27 protein-coding genes are annotated in these 25,957 nt (G+C 36.0%); 11 read left to right on the top strand and 16 right to left on the bottom strand.

Features of this window, described 5'->3' with window-relative positions; translation table 11 throughout:
• The first annotated feature begins 31 nt into the window (after positions 1-31).
• Together MKY94_RS18795 and MKY94_RS18800 are read left to right on the top strand one after the other, a co-directional pair.
• Positions 32-658 (top strand): YfbR-like 5'-deoxynucleotidase, encoded by a 627-nt coding sequence (locus tag MKY94_RS18795; protein WP_151112379.1) that lies wholly within the window; start codon positions 32-34, stop codon positions 656-658.
• A gap of 85 nt (positions 659-743) precedes the next feature.
• Entirely contained in the window at positions 744-1,388 is a 645-nt protein-coding gene (locus MKY94_RS18800; RefSeq protein ID WP_144539419.1) for a GntR family transcriptional regulator, read from the top strand.
• Positions 1,389-1,497: 109 nt separating this feature from the next.
• Here MKY94_RS18800 and brnQ read toward each other — a convergent pair whose 3' ends face one another.
• The 8 genes from brnQ to MKY94_RS18840 all read right to left on the bottom strand — a co-directional run bounded on the left by brnQ (position 1,498) and on the right by MKY94_RS18840 (position 8,860).
• Positions 1,498-2,859: a branched-chain amino acid transport system II carrier protein gene (gene brnQ, locus MKY94_RS18805; protein WP_151112375.1), complete on the bottom strand. Its 1,362-nt coding sequence runs from the start codon at positions 2,857-2,859 to the stop codon at positions 1,498-1,500.
• A 222-nt stretch (positions 2,860-3,081) separates the two neighbouring features.
• A complete protein-coding gene (locus MKY94_RS18810) occupies positions 3,082-3,459 on the bottom strand; it encodes a Na+/H+ antiporter subunit G (RefSeq protein ID WP_144539414.1) in 378 nt (125 codons plus the stop codon).
• Positions 3,437-3,721 carry a Na(+)/H(+) antiporter subunit F1 gene (locus MKY94_RS18815; protein WP_144539412.1) on the bottom strand — a complete coding sequence of 95 codons (285 nt, stop codon included), beginning with the start codon at positions 3,719-3,721 and terminating at the stop codon, positions 3,437-3,439. The genes MKY94_RS18810 and MKY94_RS18815 overlap by 23 nt, the downstream gene beginning before the upstream one ends.
• Entirely contained in the window at positions 3,721-4,203 is a 483-nt protein-coding gene (locus MKY94_RS18820) for a Na+/H+ antiporter subunit E (protein ID WP_151112373.1), read from the bottom strand. The genes MKY94_RS18815 and MKY94_RS18820 overlap by 1 nt, the downstream gene beginning before the upstream one ends.
• An 18-nt stretch (positions 4,204-4,221) precedes the next feature.
• Positions 4,222-5,706 carry a Na+/H+ antiporter subunit D gene (locus MKY94_RS18825; protein WP_151112371.1) on the bottom strand — a complete coding sequence of 495 codons (1,485 nt, stop codon included), beginning with the start codon at positions 5,704-5,706 and terminating at the stop codon, positions 4,222-4,224.
• Positions 5,699-6,037, bottom strand: coding sequence for a Na(+)/H(+) antiporter subunit C (locus tag MKY94_RS18830; RefSeq protein ID WP_144539406.1), 339 nt, complete (start codon positions 6,035-6,037; stop codon positions 5,699-5,701). Before MKY94_RS18830 ends, MKY94_RS18825 begins: the two co-directional genes overlap by 8 nt.
• Positions 6,037-6,462 (bottom strand): Na(+)/H(+) antiporter subunit B, encoded by a 426-nt coding sequence (locus tag MKY94_RS18835; RefSeq protein ID WP_144539404.1) that lies wholly within the window; start codon positions 6,460-6,462, stop codon positions 6,037-6,039. Before MKY94_RS18835 ends, MKY94_RS18830 begins: the two co-directional genes overlap by 1 nt.
• Positions 6,452-8,860 carry a Na+/H+ antiporter subunit A gene (locus MKY94_RS18840; protein WP_342577578.1) on the bottom strand — a complete coding sequence of 803 codons (2,409 nt, stop codon included), beginning with the start codon at positions 8,858-8,860 and terminating at the stop codon, positions 6,452-6,454. Before MKY94_RS18840 ends, MKY94_RS18835 begins: the two co-directional genes overlap by 11 nt.
• A gap of 530 nt (positions 8,861-9,390) precedes the next feature.
• Here MKY94_RS18840 and MKY94_RS18845 point away from each other — a divergent pair.
• Complete coding sequence (locus tag MKY94_RS18845) at positions 9,391-10,074, top strand: histidine kinase (RefSeq protein WP_144539400.1); 684 nt, start codon at positions 9,391-9,393, stop codon at positions 10,072-10,074.
• 159 nt (positions 10,075-10,233) lie between these two features.
• On the opposite strand, the gene MKY94_RS18850 is transcribed toward MKY94_RS18845, so the two are convergent.
• Positions 10,234-11,391: an MFS transporter gene (locus MKY94_RS18850; RefSeq protein WP_151113833.1), complete on the bottom strand. Its 1,158-nt coding sequence runs from the start codon at positions 11,389-11,391 to the stop codon at positions 10,234-10,236.
• Positions 11,392-11,747: 356 nt separating this feature from the next.
• Between MKY94_RS18850 and MKY94_RS18855 the strand changes: the two genes are divergently transcribed.
• A complete protein-coding gene (locus MKY94_RS18855) occupies positions 11,748-12,446 on the top strand; it encodes a DUF421 domain-containing protein (protein WP_225321628.1) in 699 nt (232 codons plus the stop codon).
• Between the two features lie 78 nt (positions 12,447-12,524).
• Here MKY94_RS18855 and nagZ read toward each other — a convergent pair whose 3' ends face one another.
• Both nagZ and MKY94_RS18865 read right to left on the bottom strand, forming a co-directional pair.
• Positions 12,525-14,189, bottom strand: coding sequence for a beta-N-acetylhexosaminidase (gene nagZ, locus MKY94_RS18860; protein ID WP_342577579.1), 1,665 nt, complete (start codon positions 14,187-14,189; stop codon positions 12,525-12,527).
• 249 nt (positions 14,190-14,438) lie between these two features.
• Positions 14,439-15,173: a YqcI/YcgG family protein gene (locus tag MKY94_RS18865; RefSeq protein ID WP_342577580.1), complete on the bottom strand. Its 735-nt coding sequence runs from the start codon at positions 15,171-15,173 to the stop codon at positions 14,439-14,441.
• 196 nt (positions 15,174-15,369) lie between these two features.
• Here MKY94_RS18865 and MKY94_RS18870 point away from each other — a divergent pair, with 196 nt between their 5' ends.
• Complete coding sequence (locus MKY94_RS18870; RefSeq protein WP_342577581.1) at positions 15,370-16,224, top strand: arginine deiminase family protein; 855 nt, start codon at positions 15,370-15,372, stop codon at positions 16,222-16,224.
• A gap of 235 nt (positions 16,225-16,459) precedes the next feature.
• On the opposite strand, the gene MKY94_RS18875 is transcribed toward MKY94_RS18870, so the two are convergent.
• Both MKY94_RS18875 and MKY94_RS18880 read right to left on the bottom strand, forming a co-directional pair.
• The gene (locus tag MKY94_RS18875; RefSeq protein ID WP_342577582.1) at positions 16,460-16,960 is read right to left on the bottom strand and encodes a cupin domain-containing protein; all 501 of its coding nucleotides are present in this window, start codon (positions 16,958-16,960) and stop codon (positions 16,460-16,462) included.
• A complete protein-coding gene (locus tag MKY94_RS18880) occupies positions 16,960-17,547 on the bottom strand; it encodes a histidine phosphatase family protein (protein WP_342577583.1) in 588 nt (195 codons plus the stop codon). The genes MKY94_RS18875 and MKY94_RS18880 overlap by 1 nt, the downstream gene beginning before the upstream one ends.
• Positions 17,548-17,702: 155 nt before the next feature.
• Here MKY94_RS18880 and MKY94_RS18885 point away from each other — a divergent pair, with 155 nt between their 5' ends.
• Entirely contained in the window at positions 17,703-18,461 is a 759-nt protein-coding gene (locus tag MKY94_RS18885; protein WP_340844962.1) for a MerR family transcriptional regulator, read from the top strand.
• Positions 18,462-18,473: 12 nt separating this feature from the next.
• Here the strand turns inward: MKY94_RS18885 and MKY94_RS18890 are convergent, their stop codons facing one another.
• Complete coding sequence (locus MKY94_RS18890; RefSeq protein WP_144539387.1) at positions 18,474-18,881, bottom strand: NUDIX hydrolase; 408 nt, start codon at positions 18,879-18,881, stop codon at positions 18,474-18,476.
• 808 nt (positions 18,882-19,689) lie between these two features.
• On the opposite strand from MKY94_RS18890, the gene MKY94_RS18895 reads away from it, so the two are divergent.
• From MKY94_RS18895 to MKY94_RS18915, 5 genes are all read left to right on the top strand, one after another.
• Positions 19,690-20,013 carry a PadR family transcriptional regulator gene (locus tag MKY94_RS18895; protein ID WP_144539385.1) on the top strand — a complete coding sequence of 108 codons (324 nt, stop codon included), beginning with the start codon at positions 19,690-19,692 and terminating at the stop codon, positions 20,011-20,013.
• Positions 20,006-21,061 (top strand): DUF4097 family beta strand repeat-containing protein, encoded by a 1,056-nt coding sequence (locus tag MKY94_RS18900; protein WP_342577584.1) that lies wholly within the window; start codon positions 20,006-20,008, stop codon positions 21,059-21,061. The genes MKY94_RS18895 and MKY94_RS18900 overlap by 8 nt, the downstream gene beginning before the upstream one ends.
• 91 nt (positions 21,062-21,152) lie before the next feature.
• Positions 21,153-21,896, top strand: coding sequence for a ferritin-like domain-containing protein (locus MKY94_RS18905; RefSeq protein WP_340863858.1), 744 nt, complete (start codon positions 21,153-21,155; stop codon positions 21,894-21,896).
• Positions 21,897-22,054: 158 nt separating this feature from the next.
• Positions 22,055-22,621 carry a sigma-70 family RNA polymerase sigma factor gene (locus MKY94_RS18910; RefSeq protein WP_342577585.1) on the top strand — a complete coding sequence of 189 codons (567 nt, stop codon included), beginning with the start codon at positions 22,055-22,057 and terminating at the stop codon, positions 22,619-22,621.
• Complete coding sequence (locus MKY94_RS18915; RefSeq protein WP_342577586.1) at positions 22,618-23,733, top strand: DUF4179 domain-containing protein; 1,116 nt, start codon at positions 22,618-22,620, stop codon at positions 23,731-23,733. The genes MKY94_RS18910 and MKY94_RS18915 overlap by 4 nt, the downstream gene beginning before the upstream one ends.
• Before the next feature lie 76 nt (positions 23,734-23,809).
• Here MKY94_RS18915 and MKY94_RS18920 read toward each other — a convergent pair whose 3' ends face one another.
• Both MKY94_RS18920 and MKY94_RS18925 read right to left on the bottom strand, forming a co-directional pair.
• Complete coding sequence (locus tag MKY94_RS18920) at positions 23,810-25,120, bottom strand: HAMP domain-containing sensor histidine kinase (protein WP_342577587.1); 1,311 nt, start codon at positions 25,118-25,120, stop codon at positions 23,810-23,812.
• 113 nt (positions 25,121-25,233) lie between these two features.
• The gene (locus MKY94_RS18925) at positions 25,234-25,917 is read right to left on the bottom strand and encodes a response regulator transcription factor (RefSeq protein WP_225216098.1); all 684 of its coding nucleotides are present in this window, start codon (positions 25,915-25,917) and stop codon (positions 25,234-25,236) included.
• Positions 25,918-25,957: the final 40 nt, after the last annotated feature.

Below are 25,957 nucleotides of genomic sequence, written 5' to 3' on the forward strand. Positions count from 1 at the left end.
TAGGTAATATAAAAGAAAGGAGTGATTAACAATGGGTATCCATCGTTTTTTTACGAGCATGAATGACTTAGAAAGAATCATTCGAGCACCAGGCAGGTTTAAATACGAGGAACATAACGTTGCTGCACATTCATGGAAGGTAGCTCAGTATGCTATGTTCTTTGGAACCATTGAAGAAAATAATGGTGCAGTGATTAACTGGAAATCCCTGTACGAAAAAACCATTAACCATGACTTTGCAGAGATTTTTATCGGAGATATTAAAACTCCCGTCAAACATGCTTCCCCGGAATTAAAGCAAATGCTTTCCCATGTCGAAGAAAAGATGATGGAAAAGTTTATATTAGATGAAATACCTGAAGAATTCCGTCCCGTCTTTTTCGACAGAATGAAAGAAGGTAAGGACGAAACAATAGAGGGTCGTCTACTAGAGCTGGCAGATAAAATGGACCAGGTATACGAAGCCTTTACAGAACTCCAACATGGAAATACCGATCCTGAATTTATTAAGATGTACGAGACAGCCTTACGAAAAATATTACATTTGCCATTAGAAAAGAGTGTGGCCTACTTTAAAGAAATAATGCTTCAGGACATTATGGCAGAGGAATCTGTAATTGACGTTAAAAGTATTACGCTAAAAATTTTAGTAGAATAAGGAAATCTTTCAATAAAAACTGCGATATATTGTATAATATAGTGTATAATATGATTCAACTAGGAAAATTTAAGGAGGCTGTCTCATGCCTATACCAGTCGATCATACTAAACCAGTTCGTACTACAGCGAAACTTCATGCATTTAATCAGCTTCAACAATGGATTATAGATGGTACTCTACAACCGGACGAAAAGTTAAACGATATAGAGCTAGCCCAAGCTTTAGGAGTTAGCCGGACACCCATTAGAGAATCTCTTCAGTTATTGGAATCGCAGGGCTTTGTAACGATGCAACCAGGCAGAGCAACACAGGTTACGCCAGTGGAGCCTGAAGATATCTATAACCTGCTTCCTCCACTGTCTGTATTACAAGCACTTGCAGCTGAACTAGCAACACCTAATATGGATGAAGAAACATTAAACCTGTTAGAACAAAAAAACAATGAATTTGCAGAAGCTCTGCATGCACAGAATTTTACAAAAGCATTAAAATTAGATGAGGAATTTCATCAGCTGATTGTGGATCGAGCTAATAATCCATACATATTCTCTATGGTAGAAATGCTTCAAGCACATGTTCGTAGACTTTACTATTATGAAAAAATTAACTTAAGGGAATATTCCATTGAACAGCATAAGGAGTTAATACGATTATTCAAAGAAAAGGATATTCCAAAGCTAGCTGAAGTAATGCGTGCTAACTGGATTTATACCATTGAAAAATTCTAAAATTAAATAGTAAATAAGGGTGCACGTTATAGAGAATGCTACTTCCTATAAGATTTCACACTTAACTACAAAAGCCTATCGACAAAATTAGTCGATAGGCTTTTTAATATTAACTATTTAATGGTACTGGTCTTTTCCCATTTATTCGAGCTATAACACCTGTTATAAGAGTAATAATCACGAAAGGAACTATCCAACCAAGACCTACATCGTAAAATGGTAATACATTGTCATAGAAATCTAGGATGGATTCTAACCAACCAAAGTATTCGATTTCTAATGAATCACATAGTGCTTTTAAGCCGTCAATTATGCTTATTAGGAATGTACAAATCATTACCGCTACGTACACAAATCGTGCATGATAAAACAACGGCGACAAGAAAGCTAGCAATATCAAAACAATAGCCAATGGATATAAAAGCATTAGAACAGGTACTGAGTAAGTGATAATATTCGATAAACCAAAATTAGCAATCACACATGTAAATACACTAAAAATGATTACAAATGCTTTATAGCTAATGGAAGGAATTAACGTATGAAAGTACTCTGCACAAGCAGTAGTTAACCCAATGCTTGTTGTTAGACACGCTAGAATAATTACAATTGCTAATAGAATAGCTCCAAAGGATCCAAAGTAATGCTCCGAAGCAGCGCTTAAAACTGGTCCACCATTTTCCATTATTCCGAACAAATCAACAGAAGTAGCTCCTAAGTAACCAATACCAGCGTATATTATTCCTAAAAAGAAAATAGCTATAGCACCAGACTTGGCAGTGGCCGCTAAGATGCCCTTCTTAGAAGTTACACCCATAGAGCGAACTGCATTTATCACAATAATACCGAATACTAATGAAGCTAACGCGTCCATTGTATTGTATCCTTCTGTGAATCCTGTCATAAAAGCATTATCAATGTAACTGCCCTGTGGCGTACTAAATTCACCCATAGGTTTAAAGATTACAAACACCAATAAGATTAAGAGCCCTATTAAAATCCCTGGTGAAAGGTATTTCCCTACATTATCTACAATCTTGGATGGGTTCAAGGAAAGCCATAAAGTAAGACCAAAGAAAACGACTGTAAATATCAATAAACCGATTTGTGTATATTCTGAATTTACAAAAGGCATAATCCCAATTTCATATGAAACAGCTCCGGTTCTCGGTAAAGCGAAGAAAGGTCCAATTGTTAAATATAGCAAGGAAGTAAAAATCACAGCAAAAGTCGGATGTACTCTACTAGATAGTTCCTGTAAATTTTTACTTCCTGAGAAGCCCATTGCTAAAGTTCCTAAGAATGGAAGACCGATACCAGTTATTAAAAAGCCTATTATAGCAAACCATAAGCTTGTCCCTGCGTTTTGACCCAGACTGGCTGGAAAAATTAAGTTACCTGCTCCAAAAAACAAAGCAAATAACATTACTCCAATAACCAAATAACTTGAAAAAGATAATTTATTGTCCATTGTACTTGCCCCCTGTGATATAAAAAATAATCATTACTTTTTATTTTGTTCTAGTTGTATTAAATACATGTGCTAAATGATTATTCATCATCACTTAATTGCTAATAACAATCATGATAATACTATGAATTTATACAGAATGCAATATATTATATAAAATTAATAGAACATTTATTTAATTTAAAACATAAAAAAATAGCTAGCTAATAAAAAATCTATTAGCTAGCTATTTTTCGCGTTTTCATCTTCTTCTTCAAATAGGATTTCCGTTAAAGAATTGTCGGAAGAATTATCTGCTAATTCTACATTTGACCGATAAGCAGCTCTTGTTAAAAGGTGACCCGCAACAGGAGCAGTTAAGAAAACAAATAGTATTCCTAATATCAAACGTACACTTACGAAGCCATCATGTACCCAGAAATAGATAAACGCACCTGAAAGGGTTAGTAATACTGCAACCGTAGAGCTTTTAGTTGCAGCATGTGAGCGGGTATAAACATCGGGAAGTCTAACAATCCCAATAGCGCTAATAACACTCATTATGCTTCCTAAAAGGACAATTACAGCAGCGATTAGCTCAATTATCTGACTTACGCTCAATGATAACCCCCCTTTCAATATATCGGGCAATAGCAATTGTACTGATAAAAGCTAAAATTCCTAAAATAAGAATTGCCTCCAGAAATGCCTTTGTCTTAAGTACAATAGACACTATGGCTATTATAGATATTAGGTTAACTCCTATCATATCTAATGCTACTGCTCTATCTGGCATTGAAGGACCCTTTATAATTCGAAAAAGTGCGATTCCTATGGAGATTGCAAACAAAGAAAGTGAAAGTACTAATATTTTTTCTACCATTAGCGAGTCACCTCCATAATTGCTTTTTCGAACTTAGTTAAGGAACGCAAAACATCAGCTTTTGAAGTTTCCATATCCATCGCATGAATATAAAAGGTATCTCCCTCTGGATTTACTTCCATTACGACAGAACCAGGAGTTAAAGTAAGCAATAACGCAAGCGTCGTAATTTCCCATTCACTAGACAACTTCGTTCTATAAGTAAATATCCCTGGCTTAATCTTTAGCTTAGGACTTAATATTTGTTTACTAATAACTATACTAGATGTAGCCAATTCTCTGATAAAGATAAATATCAATTTAATAATTGCAAATAGACGCTTTAAATAAAATTGTGTTCCAAAAAATCTATGCATAAGGAACACAATCCCGATTCCTACGAAGAACCCACTTACAAAAGTTTGTAATTGTAACTCCTCAGTGTCCATGAGCAGAGTCCACAAAAACGCTATAAATAAATTAAGTAGAAATTGTGCTGGCATTGTTAATCACCTCTCCCATTACTCTTCTCCGCCTAATATCGCATCAATATATATGGCAGGATTAGACAGCGTATTTGCTGCATCAGTAACATATCCGGAAATTACCTCTGCTCCAAGTCCTAGTGCAAGCGTTCCAATACCTAGTAGGAAAATTGGAAAAATCATACCAAACTTCATAGGAGTTTCATCCTCTAAGCTGATGATTGTTTCACCGAAAATAGAGTTTAAGAATATACGAAGTAAAGAATACAGAACTACTATACTGGAGAGGAATGCCAAAGCCAATAAAATATATGATCCTGACTCTATCGCCCCTTGTCCTACTAAAATTTTCCCTACGAAACCACTAAGTGGTGGAATTCCAGCTAAAGAACAAGTAACAACAAAGAACAGCCAACCAAGTAAAGGATAGTTTTTTATTAAACCACTAATTTCATTAATCTTTGTTTTTCCTGTTAAAGAAATCATCGTACCCACCAATAAAAATAGCATTGCTTTAGCAATCATGTCGTGCACTATATAATAAATTGATCCCTCAATGGCTACAGGAGTTCCTATCGCTAAACCTACAAGCATAAATCCTACTGCAATCACTACATTATAGGAGGCTATTAATCGTAAATCCTTATAAGCGATTGCTCCCATACAGCCAACGACGAGTGTAATACCAGCCATAACACCAATAATCGTGTGAGTTATTAGCGTATCGTGATAAAAAATGATCGTAAAGGTACGGAACAATGCATAGATACCTACCTTTGTTAAAAGAGCTCCAAATAAGGCAGCGATTGCCATAGGAGGCGCACTATATGAACCTGGCAACCAAAAGAATAGTAGAAGCCCTGCTTTTATACTAAATACGACTAAAAATAGTATACCTATAGTTGTTAGCAAGGGATCTTGCCCTGCTTCAGCTACTCTTTCTGAAAGGTGTGCCATATTGAGCGTTCCAAGAGAACCATATAAATAGGCAAGCGCTAGTAGGAAGAACCATGAAGCAATTACATTAATCACCACATATTTAATAGATTCTCTTAGCTGGCGTTTTGTACCACCCAATGTTATTAGCACATAAGATGCCAGAAGCGTAACTTCGAAACACACAAATAGGTTAAACATATCACCAGTTAAAAACGATCCGTTTACTCCAGCTAATAGGAACAACACAAACGGATAAAAGTACATCTTCTCGTGTCTTTCTCCAATGGAAGAGAAAGCATACATAACACAAAGTGCAGTTACAATGCTTGCAGTAAGCACTAGTAGCACTGAAAACGAATCAGCAACAAATAGAATTCCAAACGGAGGCTTCCACCCACCAAAATCCAATCGAAGAATTCCTTCTAATTGAATCTTATTTAAGATAAATACACTAATCCCGGTGATTGATAACACCGTCAATAAAGTAATGATACGTTGCAGCTTAATATATCGATTAAAGAATACTAATAATACTCCTATCATTATAGGAATTATTAAAGGCAAGACAATTATATTATTCATCATTTGTTCCTCTCAATGCATCCAGGTCATCTGTGCCAATATCCTGATACGCTCGGTATGCAAGAACAAGTATGAAAGCTGTTACTGCAAAGCTTATTACAATAGCAGTTAATATCAAGGCTTGTGGCAACGCATCTGTATAAGGACCATCTGCTTCCTTTAACAAAGGCACATTCCCTCTTTTTAAATCTCCCATAGTCAATATGAGTAAATGAGCTGCATGTGATAACACCGCAGTCCCTAAAATTACTCGAATAATATTACGTGAAAGGATTAGATAAGTAGCAACGGCAACTAAAATACCGATCAATATAACCATAATTGTTTCCATTAGCTATCATCCTCACTTATGCTTAAAATTATTGTAACTAGCACCCCAACTACCGTTAAAGCCACTCCTGCTTCAAAGATTGTGACGGTTGTAAGCTCTGTTTTACCGAAAATAGGCAAATCAAAATAGGCAAATGATTGTGACATAAATGGCACCCCAAATATCAATGAACCAAAACCGGTTGCTGTTGCTAATAGCACTCCCACAGCAGCTACTAGCTTAAAGTCTAAGGGAAGACTATTATGAACCTTTTCTATGCCATTCGATAAGTACAGCAGAACAAATGCTGAGGCTAATACTAAGCCTCCGATGAAGCCTCCTCCCGGCGTGTTATGACCTGAAAGAAATAAATAAACCCCAAAGGTTAAAATAATAAACACACCTATTTTAGCAACATTTCGAAGAATAACATCATTAATTTTCACTATCGGTATCCTCCTTTTTTGCTCTAAGCTTAATCATGGTATATACACCTAAGCCAGCTATAAAGAGAACGACTACTTCTAACATAGTATCAAAGCCACGGAAATCCCCTAATATAGCATTAACAATATTAGTTCCTCCAGCTAAATTATAAGCATCTTCAAATAGGTAAGAAATCCTTTCAAACTGGTCATAATTTAACACAGACAAACCAACTAAAACTACTACTAGCCCTACCCCGATTGATATAATGGCATTCATGTTCTTGGTTTTCAAGGATACTTTTTCTTTTTTCCAATCTGGTAAATGAGAGAACGCCAATAGGAAAAGTGCAGTGGTTACTGACTCAACTACCAATTGTGTCAATGCGAGATCAGGAGCTCTGAATATTACAAAGAAAATAGCTACGGTATAACCTAAAACTCCATTGAGTAAAGTTGCAGTAATTCTCGATTTAGCACGTAGCATGGCCAAGCTAGCAATTACCATAATAATCACCAAAATAATCTCATATGCACTAAACTTAGCACTTGGAGTTGTATCAACTGAAAATGCACCCGAAATTATTAAATAGCCACCAACTGTCACAATAAAGAATATATAAATATATAGAAGATAGTCTCTTAAATAACCTGTCATATAACTTTTCGTTGTAACTGTAGACTGCTTCTCTGAAAAATTTAAAAAGTTGGTATATAAAGCATTAAAGGAATATTTCTGTGGTAATATGCTATAAATTGGTCTCCAATATTTTAAAATCTTAAAAAGAAGAAAACCGACAACTATTACTCCAATTGTCATCTGTAGCTCCGTATTAAAACCATGCCATGCGTAAATAGAAGGTGTTAGTTTCTCCGGATCACCAAAAGTTGGATAGATACTAGCCATTGCTGGCTTCAATATATAATTCCCTAATATATTTGGAAAGAAAAATATACCTACAACAAAAACGCTTAATATGATTGGCGATATAAGCATACCAATCGGTGCTTCATGAATCGGTTTATCCAGTTTTTCCGGCTGTGCATCACCCAGAAAGGTTTTAAAGATGAAAATCATACAATATACAAACGTTAGCACACTCCCTATCCATGCGATGACCGGGAAAATAATACCCCAATTTTGCAAGGAGAAGACATCTGCCTCCATTATATAAACGGTAGCCGTAAAAAACATTTCCTTACTTAAAAATCCATTAAATGGCGGCAATCCTGCCATTGATAAGCTACCAATTGTCCCTACTGTAAAAGTAATCGGCATTAAAGTCATTAACCCGCCTAATCTTCGAATATCCCGTGTTCCAAGCTCGTGGTCAAGGATACCAACAACCATAAACAGAGCACCCTTAAATGTGGAATGATTAATCATATGGAATAGTGCTGCAAAGGTGGCCTGAGTATAAATAACCGAATCCTCAGAGTAACCATATTGTAATGCAACTGAACCAAGACCTAGTAAACTCATAATTAGGCCAAGCTGACTAACTGTGGAGAAAGCAAGTAATGCCTTTAAATCTGTTTGCTTAACTGCATTAAAGGACCCCCAGAACATGGTGATCATCCCAACAATACTAACTGTCCAAAACCATATTTGGTCTACTCCAAATATTGGTGTAAAACGCGCCACCAAATATATTCCTGCTTTAACCATAGTTGCTGAATGTAAGTAAGCACTAACTGGTGTCGGCGCTTCCATCGCATCTGGTAACCATATGTGGAATGGAAACTGAGCAGATTTAGTGAATGCACCCAACAGGATTAAAATCATGGCAGGTACGAATAAATGATGATTCGTAATTTCCAATACCATCGGAATGATTTCTCGAATACTGAAGGTGCCAGTCATTGTATGCAGCATGATAAATCCTACTAGCATTGCTATACCACCGCTGACAGTAATAAGCATAGCCTTTTGAGCCCCACGTCTAGAAGCATTACGATGGCTCCAGAAGGCTATTAATAAGAAAGAGGAAACACTCGTTAGTTCCCAAAACACATATAAAACCATCAGGTTATCAGAAAACACTACACCTAGCATGGCTCCCATAAATAACAAGAGGTAACAATAAAAATGATGTAAAGATTCCTTAGTGGAAAGATAAAAAATAGAATATAGTATAACTAAACTACCTACACCAGTAATAAGTAAACCTAATATTATACTTAGACCATCTAAATAAGTAGTGAAGTTTATATCTAATGAGGGGATCCAGCTATATGTGTGAGAGTATGTTTTTCCACTTGCAATTGAGGGAATATAGCTTGCAAGCATTGCAAACAAGATGGTCGGTACTAGCAACACAAACCAACCAATATGTATTTTTTTTAAATTCCTATAAAAAATCGGTATAATTGCGGCTACTATAAAAGGTAAAATAATAGCAAAGTTAACAGAAAACAAATTGTAACCTCCTATTTCCATATATTGAGGGTATTTTCTATATAGAAAGATTTATTTCATTTGAAAGAGAGACTTGACTATAAGGGTAACTAGTTGCATAATAGGATTCCATATGGGGTTCCAATAAGAGCATTAGTTGAAACAGGGGTGTTTACCATTGCTGAATTTAAGCTAACTTGTTTGGTGTGATTTATAACGAAATGAGTGGCTATAAAACGTATAGACAAGGACATTTAATAGTCCTATTTATAGAGGGTATGTCCAATGCATAAGAGGTTAGGAGCAAAACAATCCTCTATGCAAATTTTAATAGTGAATCAAAGACAATTTTTTTAAAACATTTAGAGCATATGGTAAATCTTTAGAACTCCTTAAAAATAACTAATAGTATTTTCATGATTTTCCTAAGTAAATTATACACTAAATGATGCATCTCTGCACTTCTGGTGTTTACAATAGCTTATAATTTGCAATATTTTATACATGTTACTAGAATAGATGAGACTATAATAAATGAGGTGTAGACAACCGTGAAACGCGTAAAAGGTAGAATGGACGAAAGTATACTTGTCTGCGTATACTATGGACCAAATGGTGAACGACTCATTAGAAGAGGACACAAGATGGCAAGTATTATGGACTGTCCACTCTATATCTTAACTGTGGATCCACTTCCGTACGATGCTTTCGATGCGGAAAAATCAGGATACGTAGAGCAGTGGAGATCTTTAGCAGATGAACTAGACGTGGAAGAATTTATCATCCGTGATAATGAAAAGCGTCCTTCTCCTAAAGTGATTAAGGAAGTAGCACATCAATTTAATATCACCCAGATTATTATCGGACAAACAGCTCAGAGCAGATGGGAAGAAATTACGAAAGGCTCCTTTATGAATGTACTATTAAAGGAAATCCCATTTGTAGATTTCCATGTGGTTTCGGTGGAACGTGCGATAAAAGAAGAAGAAGAAGGAATATTTGAAAAAGGTGTAAGAGCCTATTTGGTGAATGATGGAGATACTTATAAAGTATCCTTTACCTGTGCAAAGAATATGTGTCAGGAAGGAATTTTCTTTAAAGAAATTGGTACAGATTTTGATAATGGGATATTCAAATTTATGCATAATAACAAAATGCAGCAAGTTCATATCCAAGACAATCTAGTAACTGATCCATCTCAAGTTCCAGCTGATTGTAGACTAAAAGCAAGATAATATATAAGAGCAATCCTATATGGATTGCTCTTTTTTTGTAAATATGAAAGCTCGGCGCTGCTCCTGCGTAAGCTAGTTACAAACAAGAGCGTTTGGAATGACTAAGGAACTGTCCCCTCACTTTTCTCCATTTAACTGACACAGGCGCTTGCGCTTTTCTTATGCCGCAACCTTCCCATCCTTTGGTAGAGCAAAAGCTACTAATCCTAATATAGGAAGAAGCGACACAACCACCATAGTTGAATACACTCCTATGTAATCCATAAGAATACCAATAACTACTGCTCCTATAGCTCCCATTCCAAACGCCAATCCAACCGTAAGACCAGCCATTGTTCCAATTTTGTTTGGAACTAGCTCTTGTGCGTAAACAACTGTCACGGAAAAACTGAGCATGATTGAAAATCCAATAGCAGTTAGTAGTATTAAAATAGCCCAAACAGGCACATAAGGTAATACAAGACACAATGGTATTGGTACAATGGTTGAAATGACAATCACTTTTTTTCTTCCAATCCTATCAGCCATCGGACCTCCAAAAAACGTCCCCACTGCCCCCATAGCTAAAAACAAGAAAATAATTAGTTGGCCTTTATCTGTTACGAAGTTATAGTTTTCCGTCAAATGAAAAATATAAAAGCTAGTAATATTCGTAACATAAAAAGAGCGCACAAAAATAATTATCATTAAAAGCCCTAGTGCAATCCCTACTTGTTTCTTAGTCAATACAGGCAAAGAAGATATAAATGCTTTTTTCTTAGCACCTAAATCCGCTTCTCTTAGTTGTTCCTTATACCATCTAGAAATTTTACTCAATATAAAAATACCTATCGCCGCAACGATTAAAAATAACGCGGCTCCTCTTTGTCCAAGCGGAAGTAGTATAAATCCACTAATAAGAGGGGCTAAAGCTTGTCCAGAATTCCCTCCAACCTGATAAATCGATTGAGATAGTCCTCTTTTATTCCCCGCTGCCATATAAGAAACCCTAGAACCCTCTGGATGGAATACTGCTGATCCCAAGCCTAAAAATATAACAGCTACGAGTATTATCCAGTAATCTGGTGCAAAAGCTAATCCTGCCACACCGATAAAAGAACTTACCATTCCTAGAGGAAGAGCATATGGCATTGGCTTTTTATCACTTATAAAGCCAACCACTGGCTGTAGTATAGAAGCAACTATATTAAGGGAAAATGTTATAAATCCTAACTGAGTAAAGGTTAATCCAAGTTCACCTCTAAATATTGGAAACATAGCTGGAACAATAGATTGTAAAGTGTCATTAAAAAGATGACATATTCCCATAGCCACCATAATAGGATAGACAGGATTCCCCTGTCTATTCAGAGTTTCTGTTTGCGACAATTTACCACATCTCCCTATAAAAATAGTTTTTGGATCAATTTTATAATTTCTATCTATATGAAAAACATGAACAAAAATGATTTCCACTCTAATCGGTCATCTCTCATTTAGCTGGTATCGTCGCAGCTTATACAATCAAAAAGTTATAAATATTCATGTTTAATAGTAAGTGCAATTATGAAAATAACCCAATTTAGTTATTATATCGCAAAATCATTGAATTTATAAAATTTTCCTAAAAGAGAATAGTTAGATGCTAGTGGGTCACAATACATAGAAGTATATTTAAAGGAGTATTGATCACAATGGCTGATATAAGTTTTTGGGAAATGATTTGGAGAACTACCATCTCATTTGCAGTTTTGCTTTTTTTAGCACGCATAATGGGAAAGAAGCAGATAAGCCAATTAACTTTCTTTCATTACATTACAGGAATAACTATAGGATCTATCGCTTCGGAAATTGCTTCACAAAAAGAAACTCCCTTTGTGGACGGAATTATATCACTAATATGGTGGGCATTACTTACAATCCTTATGACATATCTTTCACAGCTTTCTCCTAAGTTGCGTCTGCTTTTAGATGATGAGCCAACAATTATCATTAAAGATGGAAGAATATCTTTAAAATCCTTAAAATCTTCTCGCATGAACATGGATGATGTAATGATGTTATTAAGAGAACAATCCATCTTTTCTATAGACGATGTCCAGTATGCAGTATTAGAAACAAATGGAGAGCTAAGTGTTTTTAAAAAACCTGCAGAACAAAATGCAACAAAACAAGATGTGAAGGCAGACGTTTCCATGCCCACTTATATTCCAACCGAAATTATATCAGACGGTAAAATTGTACGGAAAAATCTAAAAGAATTGAAACTAGACGAAGAATGGGTAATGAAGAAGTTGCGCAAGCACGGGGTTCAGTCAGTCGATGAGGTATACTTTGCACAATTACAAACAAATGGATCTCTTTCGGTTAACCTAAAAAATAATGGTCTATAAAATAACCATGAAGACAACAAAAGGTATGGGGAATTTTTCCCCATACCTTTTTACTTCCTTTTAAATAGGAAGCTTTTGCTATTTTAAAATATTATTTGTTAGTTCTTCAGCTAAATTATTTAGTTCATTTACATTAATAGAAGAAAGTTGATCGTTGCTTAGTTGATATTTCTCCTTTAACTGAAGAATACGTTCCACGCTCCTATCAATTTGTTCTACCTTTATTTCTTCATTTCGTACGGCCTCTAAAATAGCTTGAATTGCTCTGTGCACTTTTTCATAGTCATGTGCGATTAATACAATATCATTACCAGCCTTGACAGCTTCAACTGCTGCCTCTCCTATTTCATAATTATCCAAAATGGCCTTCATCGTCATATCATCCGTCATGACGACACCTTCATATTTCAGCTGCTCTCGTAGTATTTTCGTAATGACCACATTTGAAATGGATGATGGCTTATTAGCATCTATTTCTGGTAATAATATATGACCAATCATGACCACATCTGCTCCACTTTTTAAAGCATTTTGAAAGGGAATGAATTCTAAAGCCTGAAGCTCTTTCATATTCTTACTTACTATTGGAAGTTCAATATGAGAATCTACTTCTGTATCCCCGTGACCAGGAAAATGCTTAATAACTGAAATAACGTTTTCACTTTGCAAGCCCTTCATAGTAGAAATACCAAGCTCACTCACCAATTTAGGGTCACTTCCAAAAGAACGATCTCCAATAACAGGATTATTAGGATTACTGTCAACATCAAGCACAGGTGCAAAATCCAAATTAAATCCAAACGCATTCAGCTGCTTGCCTAATAATTCTCCCAATTGAAATGCTAATGCTGGATTGTCCTTTTTACCAATTTGTTTATTGGTGGGAAGATTGCTGAGCTCTGGAATCCTTGTCACTCTTCCTCCCTCTTGGTCTATCCCTAAAAACAGCGGATATTGCTGCTGCATATTCTCAGCCTTAATGGAATTTAGTAATGTCACTATCTGATTTGCATTTAACAGGTTATCTTTAAAGAAAATGATTCCTCCAACCTTATCCTCACGAATCATTTCCCTACTTTTCTCCGATAATTCTACTCCCTCAATTCCTCCAAAAATCATTTGACCCACTTTTTCTTCTAAGGACATACTATCCACTGGAGAAGTTGTCACCGGTGAGTCTACCTCCTTTAAGTCCGTATAAACCGAAATATGATGAACGTTAGGATTCGGATCATTTTCCGTAGGCTTTGGTAGAATCCATTTTAATTGTATATTCGGGAGAATTTCATAAACTAAAATAGTTTCTTCTTTCCCTTCATCCTGATAGCTACGTATAATATCTGGCTCTCCTGCAACCGAATGGATGTCTTCCAATTGAACCTCTTGTATATATGTCGAATTAGTTCGGATATCAAAAACAGTTCCTGAATGATGTCCAACAGTAGCGTTTCGAGATAGATAGGTGTCATAAATATCATTCGAAAGATTGCTACTCTCATCAGGTACTCCCCATAGCTCGTACAATTGTTCTGTATCTGTTTCGCCAACTATAAAGGGCACATTTATAACCTGTCCTTTTTCAGCTAGCTCAAAAACAAGAGAGACAACTGCCTGTCCTTCGTTAGCTGCTTCTTCTTCACTTATAAACTCTTTTGGTTTCTCTTCTTTGTTAGTTGTTAAGACCGCTTCTATTATAGTAAACATAAAAATTACTACTATAATAATTCCAATTTTTTTAATCATTTTAAAGGCCCCCGAATGATCGTCTACCCTATTGTATTTCAATTAGTACCGACACTATACCTTTTTTTGTATTTTAATTTTAATAATCAATCATTTTCAAATGTCAAAACTAAATTAATTAAACCAATTTGCACAACAAATAATTAACTTAATACAGAATGGGTCATAATTGAATTCAAGCAACATATCTCTACGGTACTCACTCTGTACTTTATTTCCACAAAAAAATCCCCAAACGGGGATTGGAAATTATGCCTGTGATTTATGGCGGAATGGACATTTCCCTCGAATTGGCTCACTATCATCACCAATAAAGGATTGCTTCCATTCGTTATGTGTCGGGTCGCCGAAGTGGCCTATGTCTGGATGCTTAGGTAGCTGATCCCACACTTCTACACGTTTACGAACTTTTTCACGTGACATAATGCCACCTTTTTCAGTTCCTTCTAACCCTTCAAAAATTTTACGCGGTTGGAATCCAAGAACCATCGCATTTCCTAGATGACGTGTCTTTCGCTTCTTGTATGCAGGAGCATTTCCAAACACGAAAATTGGCTCACCATTGAATCGGAAATCCCATAAATAGTGTTCTGGATCGCGAGGACTGTCTTCAGGCCATTCCACTTCGTCGACTTCATGTAAGTATTGGAGGATATCCCAAAACTGCTTTCGGTAATCTTCAATAGAACCCTCTTGCTCAAAAGGCTCCACAAATACAAAAAGACCGTGTCTCTTGTAGTTTGGTAATTTAAATAAATTGAGAAATTCTTCTACTGCAGAAGGTAAATTACTCCAGTCATCTTGATTGATATAAGCATAGCGGAGCTCGCCTTTTAATTCGCCACTCATTCCAAAAAAACAAGGAAACGTTTTATCTGTTACTGTGTTATGAAAGGTTTCGTATTCTTTATAAAGCCAACTAGGCAAGTCAGTTCTAGTATGAAAATCTTCTTTTGTTAATAATGCTTGTTCCTTTGTAATCATACGATCTCCTCCACTATCTTCATTCTTACATCTTATTATGTCTATTCTTCACTTTAACTAATGTACATATTCTTTACCCCATTCTAAAATTCTTGAAACAACTAGGTTCAAAAGGAAATAAATTTCACAAATAGGTTATGAGATGAAAAATTAAGGGAATACAAAAGTAATGAGTGAAGAAAATGGAGGATTACTTATGGTGAAAATAATTCAAGATAAATCTCAAATACATTGTAAAAGTGAATATGGCACTCTTCAAAAAGTAGTCTTATGTGAACCACAATTCATGGAAATTAGAGAAGTGATTAATGACGTACAAAAAAAATATATAAATGATAATATAGACCGTTCACTAGCTATTTCGCAACATCAAAAGTTTGAACAGACTTTAAGGAATGCAGGCGTGGAAGTGATAAAACTACAACCAAGCAAAGACCACCCTGAACAGGTCTTCACTAGAGATATTGGGTTTACTTTGGGCAACCGTTTATTTATATCCGAAATGGCAAATCCTATTCGTCAAGGCGAAGAGAAAGTATTGGCAACTTGGATGAATGAACATGATATTTCGTATAAGAAGCTTTCCACACATTCCATTGAAGGTGGCGATGTAATTGTGGATGGCAATCGTGTGTTTATTGGCATTAGCCATCGTACATGTAAAGATGCTGTTCAAGCTTTACAAAAAGAATTGCCGGATTATGAAATTATACCTATCCCTTTTAATCCAAAATATTTGCATCTAGACTGCGTGTTCAATATTCTTTCCTCCAAAGATGCATTAATTTATCCTGACGCGCTCGATCCTAAAATTGTAGAAAATTTATCGAGCATGTATCATTTAATCGAAGTGAGCGAAAGTGAGCAATTCTCAATGGGTACAAATGTGTTGTCTATAGGACAAAACCGAGTGCTAAGTTTGCCAACAAATCGTGATGTTAATAACCAGCTGAGACAGCATGGTTATCAAGTATTGGAAATCGAATTCTCAGAAATCATTAAATCAGGTGGTTCGTTCCGATGCTGTTCGATGCCTATTCTGCGCAGGTAAGAAAAGAGTAATTGGCCTCTTAAGAAAGTATTCTATTGGTAAATGAGCTTGGAAATGTAATTCCAAGCTCATTTTTTAATTTGAATCAGTATAATCATTCCAGGCACTTAGAGTTACTCAATCGAATATTAGACAAAATTAAAAGACCTCGGTTTCACACCGAAGTCATCTTTATTGCTACTAGGTCAATTACTGAACTGATACATCATTTAAAGATAGCGTTTTGGCTAATCGATTAATTCGGAATTATCTCATACGCAAGCTTTCGAATAATGAACTCATGCTCCGGATAATTCTCTAAAAGTTCATCCCGAGTGAAAAGCTCAAAATCTTCATATTCAAATCCAGGAGCAACCATGCAGCCCACTAAAGAAAACTCTCCGCCCTCTAAAACTGAGGAGCCGAAAATAGAATTTTTAGGAACGATTGCTTGTGGCATTTCTCCGTTGACTATATCTAACCCAAGCTTATATTCATGGTAGTTTCCTTTTGGGTCAATTACATGAACAACTAATGGGTCTCCACCATGAAAATACCATAACTCATCTGACTTTAAACGATGAAAGTGGGAGATATCTTTCTCTCCAAGTAAAAAATAAATGCTTGTATATAGATTTCTAGATGACCCAGATACATCTAGAGTTTCTGTCGAGGCAAATGAAGACTTAAAGTAACCACCCTCTGGATGAGGTTCTAAGCCTAAAAACTCAATATAATAGGAAGCATCCTTTTTCATTATACTTCCCTCTTTTCTAAATGCTTCATACAATTAAATAGATGACAGTGGTTTGCCTCGTCTTGCAGCTCAACGATGGTCAAAGAGGTATTTCCTATGTCTGTAGAGAATTCTCCATCCGGAATAAGCGCATGTAAAATTCTTGCAAGAAATCCTCCGTGGCTAACAACTAAAATCTTTTTACCTTGGTGTGCTTTTTTTATGTCCTCAATGAAGGACATCCCTCTAGAGATAATAACTTCTTCCTTCTCGAAGCCCATTTCCTGCTCTCTCCAATTTGTTCCCCATTTCGCAACTCGTTCATTTTCGGTAGTTCCCTCTATTATACCGCCACCAATTTCACCTAAGCGCTTATCTACTCGAAAATCAATACTAGGCTGCTTTTCTGCTATAATTTCTGCAGTCCGCTTTGCCCGAATAAGATGGCTAGTGTATATGATATCCCACTGTCCCTTCTCCATCCGCTCAGCAACTCGCTCTGCCATTAGTATCCCTTCATCATCTAAAGGTACGTCTGTTGTACCCTGTGCTCGTCCTTCTTTGTTCCAGGCCGTAACACCATGTCTAATAAATCCTATTGTAGTCATTTAAAATCCCCCTTTGTTCAAAGATAAAATAGAATTTCCTTTTCGTAAAGTAATTGTCCATAAGCCTTGTAAAAATGTCTGAGTAGATTTAAATAATATCACTTGACCTTTACGCTACGTGAACCCTTAGACTACTTATAACAGGAGGTGAAGAAATGGAATACACGATTCAAAAGCTTGGGGAACTTGCAGGAATTAGTACTCGTACTTTACGTTATTACGATGAAATCGACTTACTGAAACCAGCCCGATTCAGTGAGGCAGGCTACAGAATTTATAGTTCAGCCGAAGTAAGCCGACTCCAACAAATATTGTTCTATCGAGAGTTGGGGATAAACTTAGAACAAATAAAAGAAATCATCTCTTCTCCAAGCTTTGACAGTACTGCCGCATTAAAGGAGCACAAAGAAAAACTACTTCAAAAAAGGGTCCAGCTTGATTTGTTAATAAATAATGTGGATAAATCGATTCAAGAAAATGAAAGGGGTATTAAAATGACAGATAATGAAAAATTTGAAGGCTTTAAACAACAGCTTGTGGACAACAATGAGGATAAGTATGGTGAAGAAATTCGAAATAAATACGGAAATCAAACAGTAGATCAATCCAACTCTAAGCTAAAAGATATGACACAGGAACAATATGAGGAGATAGTTAAATTAGAACAAGAAGTATTAGATAGTTTAAAAGAAGCTATGACAGCTGGCGATCCAACAAGTGACCTGGGGCAAAAGACAGCAAGCCTGCATAAGCAGTGGATAAGTTTCTATTGGCCAAAATATTCGAAGGAAGCTCACGCGGGTCTAGCCGAAATGTATGTGGCAGACGAACGTTTTGCAGCTTATTATAATAAAGTTCAGGCTGGGGCAGCTCAATTTTTACGAGATGCTATTCGTGAATATACTAAAAACTAGAAGGCTTGCCTTCTAGTTTTTTAAAAGTTGCTCAAGTATGTGGATATCATCGGGATAAGCTAATGGCAATCTCTTAATATCGTCCAATGACTTCCAAGCAATTTCGTGGATAAATTCATCTGGATCATGGATTGTCAATTCTCCACTAACAAAGTTCACCACAAAGTATTCTACATAATACGAAATACCATAATCACTTAGTAAACCATTCTTTTGATGTACCTTTTCACTCGGATGAACAGTTAAACCTGTTTCCTCCCAAAATTCTCGGACACAGCATTCTTCAAATGTTTCTCCCTCTTCCAACGTACCTGATGGAACTGTCCACAGCTTATCCTCTCCTGGTGCAGCCTGTAAAACCATCAACACTTCATTTCGCTCATTAAAACAAATACCAGCTGCCCCTTGCCACTTGAACATATTTCCCATTCCCCTCTTCTGCCACATATCATTTTGCTTTAATTATACCGCACCCCAGAAAATCGGTGAAGTAGCGGGATTATGGGAAAGTGGCCCTAAGTTAATGATTAATCTATATTTTCGAAAGGATTCGCACGTAAACAGTAGTAGAAAGTGGCACCTAAATCCAAGAGGCGCCCCTATTTACTAAGTTTTCGCCCCTAAACCACATACAAATGTCTCCTAAAGTCGCCGAATGCGCCCGTAATCAGTAAAAAGTAGCCCCTAAATCGAAGAGGCGCCCCTATTTACTAAGTTTTCGCCCCTAAATCGAAAATGCGCCCCTATTTACTAATTTTTTGCCCCTAAACCACATGCAACTGTCTCCTAAAGTGGCGGTATCCGCACATAATCAGTAAAAAGTAGCCCCTAAATCGAAGATGCGCCCCTATTTACTAATTTTTTGCCCCTAAACCACATGCAACTGTCTCCTAAAGTGGCCAATTTCGCCCCTAAACCTGTGCAACTGTCTCCTAATGTCACCGGATACGCCCGTAAACAGTAGAAAGTGGTACCTAAATCAAAGATACACCCCTATTTACGCAGTTTTCGCCCCTAAACCACATACAAATGTCTCCTAAAGCGTCCAAATTCGCCCCTAAACCCATGCAAATGTCTCCTAAACTATCTGGGTTCACCCGTAAATGAAGAAAAAGCAATCCTATAATTTATATTATTTTCCACAGTACCTTGCAATGTATAATAGCATATGATATATTACTTTCAACGGTACTGTTTATTGAATAGTAGCTAAGGGAGTGAAAGAAAAGTGAATATACAGTTTAAAAAGGGTGTTTTAAATCTGTGCGTCCTTGTCTTGTTGGATAAACAAGATCGATATGGTTACGAGCTGGTACAAAAAATATCTGATCAAATATCAATTTCTGAAGGCTCGGTTTACCCACTCCTTAGACGGTTAACTAAGGAAGGCTACTTCACAACTTATTTACAGGAATCAACGGAAGGTCCCCCACGTAAATATTACAAGCTGACGGACCTCGGTAGAACATATCTTCATGAGCAATTAAATGAATGGAAAAGCTTTACGGATGGTGTAAATAATCTAATCGAAGAGGGTGTAAATAATGACTGAGCAACAATTTATTAAGGAATTGGAACTTGCATTACATCAAATGACTACTGACGAGCGCAGTGAAATTATTTCGGATATTCGAGAATATTTCTCTAATGCACGGGAAGATGGAAAAACGGACAGCGAAATATCTGCCTCACTTGGTTCACCAAAGATTATTGCGCAGGAGCTTCTTGAGAATTATGTTCCAGAGAAATCCCAGCCAAAAGCGTTTACAAGCGATAAGTTGATACGCATTCCGGAGCCTAACTTTTCTAATGTGTTAGTAGATCTTGATTATGGTTCTCTAAACGTTTTTCCCTCTGAAACGGATGAAACTACTGTAGAACTGATTGGGGATAATGAAAAGCTTTCCTTTGTAGTCGAAGTGATAAATGATACTCTCTCCATTAATTTGAAATCTAAAAAAATGAGCTTCTTTACTTTTATCTTTCAGGTGAAAGAACTAAAAGTAAATGTCGCTCTACCAAAAAAACTTTATTCAACTATTATTATGAAAACTGATGATGGTCGTATTCGAGTAGAGAAATTGCTTGGTAAAAATGTGAAGATTACTTCTGACAACGGCTCCATTGCACTTCAAGAAATAGCTGCTACTATTATGGAGGTTAACACAGACAATGGTCGAATTGAGTTAGATCGAGTACAGGCTGACAAGCTAACTACTACGACCGACAATGGCAGAATTGAACTCCGCAATGTGGATACAGAGAAAACTTATGCAGAAACAGACAATGGCCGCATAACGATGCAATATGTAAGTGGGGATATCCTGGGGAAAACCGACAATGGACGAATCGAACTGTTAACAACTAGCATTGATCGAATGATTGATCTAAAAACAGACAATGGCAGTATCATGATTGAAACCGAATCCGAGCCTAAAGATGTATCTATTTACGCTAAAGTGGACTGGGGTAAAATAGACATTTTTGGAGAACGTAATTCCAAAACTGTTTACGGTGCAGGAACGAATCAAGTAAAGTTAACCTCTGACAATGGCAGATTAACTGTAGCAAAACGGATAATATCCGGGATTACTAACTAATGGTACCTAACTTAACCTAGCACAAGATCCAAACACCTTTTTTCCTCTTTTCTCATAGACTAGGTAAGGACTATAACAAAAGGGGAAATGTATGAATAATACCGAAAACTACAACCAACAGATGTATGCCCAACAGGCTTATCAGCAATCGTTAACATTAATAGCCGAAGCCGTACAAGGAGAAAAGGAAGATCAAGTTTTTTATGACTACCTAATCTCCTTAGCTCCTAATCAAGAACAAATAGAAATAATCACGTCTATCCGAAACGATGAGATAAAGCATAATCAGTGGTTCAGAGAAATGTATAAAGCATTGACTGGTAATGATGTGGTGGTTACGACAGAAGAGCAATTCGTTTCTCCTGCCAATTATGAGGCCGGTATTAAGAAAGCTTTTTTCGGAGAGTTAAAAGCAATGGAAAAATACAGAGTAATACGAGCAGGACTACCCTACCGCGAATACAGAGATATTGTTTTCGAAATTTTGACAGACGAAATGAAACATGCTCAACTATATAATTATATTTTAACGGAAAATATTTCAAAAAATGTACCGGAAAGCATGCTAGAAAATACTTCAGCAAATACTTCTTGGAACAAGCCTGAGCCTGTTGGCTTCCCTGACCAGTGGATTCAATATACACAATACCTTGTAAATGAAGCTCTCAGTGATGTGGAAAGAGGCGTTAATTTAAAGCATATTCTCCAGGAATTTATACTCATGGGTGTCCTCGTTGGTAAAGGATATACCCCAGAGCAAGCATATGAAACAGTAGAGAATTGGGAACTCTCAGGCGAATCTCAGTTACTCTACCAAAGTAAAAATATTAAGTAACACAACGCTGCGTATAATACGCGGCTTTTTTTTATGCCCAATTATTGTAATTCTCATGTTACTCTAAAATAAATATTTCATTTTTTGAGAAAAATTTAAAATTTGTGCGTTATATAGAGTGTAAAAGCTTTTACAAATACCAAAAGGAGCTATTGTAGATGAAATCAACTGAATCTAATTTTATCCACAGGCTAAAATCAGAAAAAGAAGACGCACTGGAATATGTTGTGGATAAATACTTACCATTAATAAAAGGCGTTTCCTACAAGGTTCTTTCTCCTCTAAAAAATGATGGGATGATAGATGAATGCATAAACGATATCTTTTTATCTATTTGGCATCATGCAAAGGATTTTAATGGCGACACAACTGATTTTAAAAAATGGATTTGTATAATCGCTAAATTCAAAGCTATCGATTACTACCGAAAAGCAACTCGTAATATGGAGGTTTCTAGTGAACAGATGGAACTTCAGCCAGCTGACTCTATAGAAAAAAGTTTGATTCTAACAGAAAATCGAAATGAACTAATGCAATTAATCCATAAACTAGATCCAATCGATCAACAGATCTTCATCATGCGTTTTTTTCTTGGCGAAAGTACAGAAGCCATCGCTAAGAAGCTAGGGAAAACAAAAGCATCTGTTGATAATCGTATATACAGAGGAAAAAAGAGGCTAAATGGACAGGTTAAGAAATTTCTTCTAGGAGGTAGCTATGTATGAAAGATCTTTACAAGCAATTTAATAATATTGAAATAGATGTAGACGAATTTGAAGAGATGGAAGTAAGCGAATTTGAGCGAGCGAAGGTAAAAAAAGAATTAAAAAATAAAATCAACACATCTAAACAAAGGAAAAGTAAAAAGTTTTTAGCTGCCGCTTCCCTTGCCGTAGGACTGAGCGTCTCAGCTATAGTAGGACTATCTTTCACTGCCTACGCGGACAATATCCCAGTAATCAGCAATATTTATAAATTCTTTTATGAAACTAGTGGTGTCAAAGGAGATTTTTACGCGGGGTACGCAGATGTGTCTACTCCTATTAATTTAACCGCAACAAGCAATGGAATTAATATAACAGTAAATGATGCCATTTATGATGGTGAATCTATGATTGTCACCTATACTATTGATGCCAATAGAGATTTAGGATATCCAGTAGTAATTAGGGGAATTCCACACCTTCAAAATTCTCCGAAAACGGGAAGTCATGAAGCAAGTAAAGTATCAGAGAGCGACAACAAATATGTAGGTATTTTCACTATGAAAATGGACGAAGAGGATACCTCTTTACCAATAGAATGGAACATAGATTATTTACGTCCAGGAAGAACCATTGATAATGACCCTATTGAAGGTGATTGGAAATTTAACTTTACTTTAAATAAGGCAGATATATCTATCTATAATATAGATAAAAAGCTTGAACAAGACGATCTTACAATCCATCTTCAAAAGCTTACGATATCTCCAAATTCGTTTCACTTTCTTTATGAACAAATTCCCTCCGATAAATTGCAAGAAGAATGGGATAGTATCGCAGTCGACTTAATAGTACGTGATGATTTAGGTAATCTTTATTCGCTGGAAGAGCAAAGTGGAAGTGGTGGTTCTTCTTTAAAGAATAACGAGAATAATATTAAATGGGGCGCTATATATGAGAAAATTAACCCTGAGGCTACTCAACTCATAATAACTCCTGACGTAGAATTATATGATTATGATATCATTAGATATAGCGAGGGTGGTTCAATTATTGGTCGTGGCCGCTCCTATAATAGCACCGCGGATCAAAAACAATACAAAATGGATGACATAATCATCGATTTAAAATAAACGAATTCTTGTTTAACCTTAGCTAAGCCCATTAAAAATGAGCTTAGCTTTTTTCCTTTATAAAGGCAATATCTACTTAATACAAAGGTAATTTAATAGAAACAGTTGCTCCGCCGTCTTCGTTATTAAAAGCTTGGATAGTTCCATCGTGTTTATCAATAATTGTCTTTGCTATATACAGACCAAGGCCAGCATGTCCGTTTCTGCGGCTTTCTCCAGTTATACCTTGATAAAAGGATTCGAATACTTTCGCTTCCTTTCCTTTTTCAAACCCTTGGCCATTATCCACCATTTTTATATATAACCAGTCATCCGTCATAAGTACATTTAGGCTAATCTCTCCTTTTTGTACGAATCTAAGACTATTGGTGAAGAGATTATCCAGTACCTGCGATATTCTATTGGAATCAGCGAAAATATCGATTTTCTTACTTCTTTCATCTTTAAGCTTACCTGTAAATACAACTTGTTCTTTCATACACCAGTGTTCATATTCCTCCATCTTCCCCTGAAAGAAATAAATGGGATCAAATTCTTTTTTGTCTAACTGAAAAAAATCGTTTTCTAGAAGAGTCGTTTGATTTAAGTCGTAAACTAGCTTAACTGCACGCTGAATATTTGACTTAATCACAATTAGGTATCTATCAAAACGATCAATTCCTTTTTTCTTTGCTTCTTCTAAGCCTTCTACATGACCCTGGATAATAGTAAGTGGTGTTCGTAAATCGTGTGCCAGGGCAGCAATAGCCTCCTTACGTTCTTTTTGAAGCTTCCACTCACGTTGTAGAGAATCACTCAGCTCGCTTTGCATATTTTCAAAAGCTTCTATTAAAAGCTGTATTTCTCTTATTTTTTCATACTTATTTATGTTGAAATTTAAATCCTTTTTACGTACAAAGCTTGTCGCAATCATTAGTTGCTCTAGAGGTAATTTTATCTCTCTGCTAAGTCTTCGTACAAATATAATAGTGAATAAAATAATATAGAAAAAAGGTGTAAGCAGAATTAATGGGATTCCCACTTTTAGCAACAGAGTATCAGAGGATTCGATTGGTGTAACCTTCAGTTGATAATAAAGCATAACTACTCCTTGCAAGTTTTCGTTGGCATCAATTATAGGGATATATTTAACAAAGTAATTTTTCTCACTGTAATCCACAATATTTAATCTTTCATATAGCTGTTTGACATCTATGTCTAATTGATCCTCATGGCTGCCGTATTTATATGTACCCGTTATATCGATAACCTTATATTTAAAACCTTCGGATGGAATAATCATATCTAACTTGTTTTTTTGAGAAACTTCTAAGATTGAGTCTTTTTCTAATCGAATTTTCGATTCTATTTTAGGAATCATTTGTTCATAAAAGCTGGCCTCACGCATTTTTGATTCTCCGATATATATCAAAACACTCCATGTAAGAATTGTACTTAGAAGGCTGCATAATAAAATGTAGACAATTAATCGATGAAGTCTCTTATTAAGAGTTGTTGTTTTTACCCCCATCTATAGCCTACTCCCCATACAGTTTGTATATATGTATTGTCCTCCTTGATTGCTTGAAATTTTGCTCTTATTTTCTTTATATGTTCGGTAACTGTGGAATCCTCTCCATTAGCTTCTAATCCCCATACTCGCTCATAAATATGTGATTTAGAAAAAACTTGTCCTTTATTCTCTGCAAGTAACCAAACAATATCAAACTGTTTGTTTGTTAAGTCTATATTCACTCCATTTATATGGATCATTCTACCTTTGTAATCAATGGTTACTTCCCCATATTGTTTTACTTCATAAGCATAGCTTTCGATTCTTCTTTTTTCTCTTCTTATATGCGCATATACTCTAGCTTTAAGCTCCGTAAGACTAAATGGTTTAATGAGATAGTCATCCCCTCCAACTAACAAGCCTTTAATTCTATTAGATTCCTCCTGACAAGCACTAAGAAAAATAATAGGACCAGAGAGATTGGATCTTATTTTTTCACATACCTCAAATCCATCTATCCCATCCATCATTACATCGAGTAAAACTAAGTGTGGATTCTGTTTAGCTAATTGAATAGCATCGTATCCATTGTGAGCAGTTAAGATTTCATAACCCTCGTCCTCCAGAGAATCCTTCATAAAAGAAACTATATCCACTTCATCGTCCACAATTAGGATTTTTTCTTTGAGCAATATGGCACACCTCCCCTTTTACTCATACTATTTCATACTT

Origin of the sequence: Psychrobacillus sp. FSL K6-2843, assembly GCF_038626375.1 — a bacterium.
GTDB lineage: Bacteria > Bacillota > Bacilli > Bacillales_A > Planococcaceae > Psychrobacillus > Psychrobacillus faecigallinarum.

Bases quoted from the DNA above. Each gene is read 5' to 3' on its own strand.
- MKY94_RS18795 (WP_151112379.1), top strand. From the start codon at position 32: ATGGGTATCCATCGTTTTTTTACGAGCATGAATGACTTAGAAAGAATC.
- MKY94_RS18800 (WP_144539419.1), top strand. From the start codon at position 744: ATGCCTATACCAGTCGATCATACTAAACCAGTTCGTACTACAGCGAAA.
- brnQ (WP_151112375.1), bottom strand. From the start codon at position 2,859: ATGGACAATAAATTATCTTTTTCAAGTTATTTGGTTATTGGAGTAATG.
- MKY94_RS18815 (WP_144539412.1), bottom strand. From the start codon at position 3,721: ATGGTAGAAAAAATATTAGTACTTTCACTTTCTTTGTTTGCAATCTCC.
- MKY94_RS18820 (WP_151112373.1), bottom strand. From the start codon at position 4,203: ATGCCAGCACAATTTCTACTTAATTTATTTATAGCGTTTTTGTGGACT.
- MKY94_RS18825 (WP_151112371.1), bottom strand. From the start codon at position 5,706: ATGAATAATATAATTGTCTTGCCTTTAATAATTCCTATAATGATAGGA.
- MKY94_RS18830 (WP_144539406.1), bottom strand. From the start codon at position 6,037: ATGGAAACAATTATGGTTATATTGATCGGTATTTTAGTTGCCGTTGCT.
- MKY94_RS18850 (WP_151113833.1), bottom strand. From the start codon at position 11,391: ATGGTGGCTATGGGAATATGTCATCTTTTTAATGACACTTTACAATCT.
- MKY94_RS18855 (WP_225321628.1), top strand. From the start codon at position 11,748: ATGGCTGATATAAGTTTTTGGGAAATGATTTGGAGAACTACCATCTCA.
- nagZ (WP_342577579.1), bottom strand. From the start codon at position 14,189: ATGATTAAAAAAATTGGAATTATTATAGTAGTAATTTTTATGTTTACT.
- MKY94_RS18865 (WP_342577580.1), bottom strand. From the start codon at position 15,173: ATGATTACAAAGGAACAAGCATTATTAACAAAAGAAGATTTTCATACT.
- MKY94_RS18870 (WP_342577581.1), top strand. From the start codon at position 15,370: ATGGTGAAAATAATTCAAGATAAATCTCAAATACATTGTAAAAGTGAA.
- MKY94_RS18875 (WP_342577582.1), bottom strand. From the start codon at position 16,960: ATGAAAAAGGATGCTTCCTATTATATTGAGTTTTTAGGCTTAGAACCT.
- MKY94_RS18880 (WP_342577583.1), bottom strand. From the start codon at position 17,547: ATGACTACAATAGGATTTATTAGACATGGTGTTACGGCCTGGAACAAA.
- MKY94_RS18885 (WP_340844962.1), top strand. From the start codon at position 17,703: ATGGAATACACGATTCAAAAGCTTGGGGAACTTGCAGGAATTAGTACT.
- MKY94_RS18890 (WP_144539387.1), bottom strand. From the start codon at position 18,881: ATGTTCAAGTGGCAAGGGGCAGCTGGTATTTGTTTTAATGAGCGAAAT.
- MKY94_RS18900 (WP_342577584.1), top strand. From the start codon at position 20,006: ATGACTGAGCAACAATTTATTAAGGAATTGGAACTTGCATTACATCAA.
- MKY94_RS18905 (WP_340863858.1), top strand. From the start codon at position 21,153: ATGAATAATACCGAAAACTACAACCAACAGATGTATGCCCAACAGGCT.
- MKY94_RS18910 (WP_342577585.1), top strand. From the start codon at position 22,055: ATGAAATCAACTGAATCTAATTTTATCCACAGGCTAAAATCAGAAAAA.
- MKY94_RS18915 (WP_342577586.1), top strand. From the start codon at position 22,618: ATGAAAGATCTTTACAAGCAATTTAATAATATTGAAATAGATGTAGAC.
- MKY94_RS18920 (WP_342577587.1), bottom strand. From the start codon at position 25,120: ATGCGTGAGGCCAGCTTTTATGAACAAATGATTCCTAAAATAGAATCG.